5 protein-coding genes are annotated in these 3,704 nt (G+C 42.5%); 4 read left to right on the forward strand and 1 reads right to left on the reverse strand.

The features are described 5' to 3' along the window. Positions 1-202 precede the first annotated feature (202 nt). Positions 203-880 carry a DUF1919 domain-containing protein gene (locus ACI35L_RS01925; protein WP_439802138.1) on the forward strand — a complete coding sequence of 226 codons (678 nt, stop codon included), beginning with the start codon at positions 203-205 and terminating at the stop codon, positions 878-880. 36 nt (positions 881-916) lie between these two features. Here ACI35L_RS01925 and ACI35L_RS01930 read toward each other — a convergent pair whose 3' ends face one another. Further along, positions 917-1,213 carry a hypothetical protein gene (locus ACI35L_RS01930; RefSeq protein ID WP_049671177.1) on the reverse strand — a complete coding sequence of 99 codons (297 nt, stop codon included), beginning with the start codon at positions 1,211-1,213 and terminating at the stop codon, positions 917-919. Positions 1,214-1,393: 180 nt separating this feature from the next. Here ACI35L_RS01930 and ACI35L_RS01935 point away from each other — a divergent pair, with 180 nt between their 5' ends. From ACI35L_RS01935 to ACI35L_RS01945, 3 genes are read left to right on the forward strand one after another with little or no spacing between them, the layout of a single operon-like run. Continuing rightward, positions 1,394-2,194, forward strand: coding sequence for a hypothetical protein (locus ACI35L_RS01935; RefSeq protein WP_049671176.1), 801 nt, complete (start codon positions 1,394-1,396; stop codon positions 2,192-2,194). A 24-nt stretch (positions 2,195-2,218) separates the two neighbouring features. Next, on the forward strand, positions 2,219-3,298 hold the full coding sequence (locus ACI35L_RS01940; protein ID WP_049671175.1) for a toxic anion resistance protein: 1,080 nt from the start codon (positions 2,219-2,221) through the stop codon (positions 3,296-3,298). 14 nt (positions 3,299-3,312) lie between these two features. Beyond that, positions 3,313-3,681, forward strand: coding sequence for a hypothetical protein (locus ACI35L_RS01945; protein ID WP_049671174.1), 369 nt, complete (start codon positions 3,313-3,315; stop codon positions 3,679-3,681). Positions 3,682-3,704 lie beyond the last annotated feature (23 nt).

Genomic DNA, 3,704 nt, shown 5'->3' on the forward strand with positions numbered 1-3,704 from the left:
TACAGCGTCCTTACTTTTCCAATATTCCCACGAAAAACAGGGTATGTATATTTTATGGGGATACCGTTTTTATTGTATAATAAATATATAAGATTCGATATTTTCAGATTATTCATTGAGCTAGTTTGGTAAATGGTAAACAGGTTGTGCATGGTATGCATAGTATATGGTAAGAAGAGGCTACGGAGAAGAGGTGGTTCAGATGGCTAAGAGTATGAAAGGGTTCTTTCATAAAGCCTCGAGTGCACTTTTTCATTCCCGTTTAAGAAATGAAGTGACGAACCAGGATTTTACGATTGTATCTAATAATGAATGGGGAGAGAAAGTCTATCGAGATTTAGGGATGGAGTACAAGAGCCCGTTTATTGGGATGTATATTTATGCGCCGGATTATATACGCCTTTTAGAGAATTTCCAGTATTATATGAGTCAGCGGCTGAAGTTTACCCTGTACTCGAAATACGGGTGGCGTGAGGAGAATTATCCGATTGGACTATTGGGCGGGGATATTGAGATTCATTTTATCAAATACCGGTACAGGCAGGAAGCGTTAGAGAAGTGGAATGAACGGGTTGACCGGATGAATTGGGATAACCTATTCATTAAGATGAGTGATCAGTATCATTGCACGGAGGAATGCATTAAGCGGTTTGATGCGCTGCCTTTTGAGAATAAGGTTTGCTTTACGGCAAAGCCGTTAGGGCATTTGGATAGTGTCGTTTACTTCAGCGAACAAAAGGTCGCGACAGATCTTGAGAACGAGCTGGGGGACTATCATAAATATTTTGATTTGGCTGAATGGCTGAATCACGGAAAGGTTGTCAAGAAGATCCCGCATGAGAATAATCCGTTTTGGCATTATGAGCGAACGTCCTTTTGAATGAAAGCCCATGCAACTCGGAGCATGGGCTTTCATTTAGTCATTGGACAAGTCGTCTGATTCCATCCATTCCAGTAATTTTTTATGCGGGAAGTATGTATTTCCATTTAGGACAATATGCGGAATGGCTGGATACTTGGCAATGAATGCATCAACATCCTCTTTTTTAATGCCTATGTAATAATGTAAATCCTTTTTCTTGATCATGAGAGGCTCTTCGTCATCGAAGGAATCACCCCATGGATTCCCTGAGCCCCTAAAATTACGCAGGCCTTCACCAATGAAATACCCTAATGCGGCAAGGCCGAGGCCAATCCAGAAAAAATCGTTCATTCATTTGCCTCCCTTTAGTAGTTGTTCTACTCTAATCGTACTATATCCGTTCTTCTATTTCGATGACAAGTTTTTGCCTAACCTTCAATACGAAAGTCTTTCCAGTGATATTTTGAAACCAATGCTCTGTTTGAACGTATAGATAGTATGATAAAATAGCCTTAGAAAGGGGTGACTCTGATGTTTTATGTTATCCTTCTCGGTTTGGTCGGAGCTACGACGGCCGTATTGCTTCAGGACGCTAAATCGGGTGAGCCGAAGCAGGACCGAATCGCGAATGTCATGAAAAAACTAGTGAAAAAGAGTGAAAAAGATCAATTTGTGTGTACGCAGCTTGATGACCGGTATGCGCATTATGTATATGAGTCCGGACCAAATGCGATTAATGTGCTGGCAGGTCCTGATTATATAACAATCAGCGCCCAAAGGCAGAAAACCCATCAGCCTTTGCTGGATGTCCGTTTTGACACGAGAACACGTCTATTTACGGAGAAAACCATTTCTGAAAGCATCGTGAAAAATGCAAAAGACCGGGAGCATATTGAACAGTTCCTGAAATGGGCCATTGTTAACTTCCAGCCGGAGAAAGCGACAAAGGTTTATTTAGACAATAATGACTTTACCTCCTTGATTGATGAGCTGGAAGAAGCGAGAAAGGCGAATCGCCTAACATCGCCAATCGATCATGCCTTTACCCAAATCATTCCCGGACTAGCCTATCTGCTTGAGCATTTTGATGAGATTGCGGATGTTGACTATCAATATCAAGTGAAAGAAACGATTATCAGGGATCTTCGCAAGCTCTTGGATGATTTCGCTGAGCTTGAGCGGAAGCAGCAGGAGAAATTCGAGCACGATACGTTAAATCGCCTGATCACGGTTCAAGAGCGGATTACCCAGATTCGCCGGCATATTGATACATCGAGAGAATTTGATTTGAAGAAGACGTTATCAACCATTGATGAACGATATGATCAATAATCTAGAATCAGAGGAGTAGAAGGAATGAGTGAACAAACACGAGATATGGATGAATTAGTGATTGAATCCGTCATCAAGCCAGAGGATATGGCAAAGCTGAATGATGAAGCGAATGATGTCGTCCAAAAGATTAATGATACCGATTCTTCTCAGGTGGACGCCATTCTTGAGCAGCTTAATAATTTCGGCGGCAATGAACAGCGTCTTGCCGGGGAATCCTTAAACAGCCTTCGCCGTCCGGTGAAGGATATGATGGATAATGATGACAGCCACGGGATTCCGGATAATTTACTCAAGCTTCGTGAAGCGGTGAATGAATTAAACCCGAATTCGTTGGAGGCAAAGGGCTTAGCAAAGATTATGCCAAAGTTCATGCGCAGGAAGTCCACGGATAAATATGTGGCGAAATATCAATCCGTCGAAAAGAACATTGACGAGATTGTCCAATCCCTGCTTCGCGGACGCGATATGCTCCAAGAAGACAATGCGGAGCTTGAAGTCATCAAAAAGGATGTCCATGACAAGATCTATTTGCTTGAGAAGCAAATCTTCATGGGCAAGAACCTCTTCCAAATGATAGAGGATAAACGGAACGAGCCTGATTGGCAAGGGAAGACACAAATTGTCAATGAAGCACAGGAGAAAATCATTGTCCGTACGAAAAACATGAGCTCAATGGTGAACGTGCTTCAGCAATCACTTGCTTCCGTTGATATCATCAAGAAGAACAATGACAAGCTGAAGGAAGCCATCCGCAATGCGATTGATACGACCAAGAACTTGGCGCCGGTCACATCAGCGATTCATTTGGCCCTTCAAAACCAACAAAAAATCATCACAGCCATCAATGATGTGAATGAGGCAACCGAAAACATGATCATGGCCAATGCGCAAATGCTCAAGGACAATACGGAGAAGACAACGAAACTGCTCGAGAACCCATCCGTCTCCTTGGAGAAGCTGCAAAAGGCCTACCAAGATATTTACTCGGCGATTGAAACACAAGAGGCTTCCAGCCGAAGAATCATTTCAAGCAGCAAGGAATTTGTCGCAAAACTCGATGACATGAACAGAGAAATGCGTACCAAGCTGCTTAACCAATAAGGGGGCACAGCTCCATGAAATATGTCAAATACTCACTAATGCTGCTAGGGTGTTATTTCACCCTCATCTTTATCGGCACGATTCCTGTCATGTTCTATAAGAACTGGGCTATGTTTATGGCCTCCTACAGCATCATGGTGCTAAGCATCACCATTTTGATGCTCGGCCTGTTCTTCCTGAACATCAAGGAAAGCCATCAACTAAAGTTGCGGATGTTCGTTATACACACATTCGCTTACCTGCTGTTCCATTTCAACTTTTATGATTATGCCCATTACAGCTCACTCGTGTTCATCTATCCGATTGCCACAATCGCGACACTAGTGGCCTATAATAAGCATTTTCAAAAGCATAACGGCAATGTGAAGAAGATTTATTATTAGAAGGAAAACGTATTCGAATTTTG

The sequence above is a fragment of the Pradoshia sp. genome, assembly GCF_051873915.1.
Classification (GTDB): Bacteria; Bacillota; Bacilli; order Bacillales; family Pradoshiaceae; genus Pradoshia.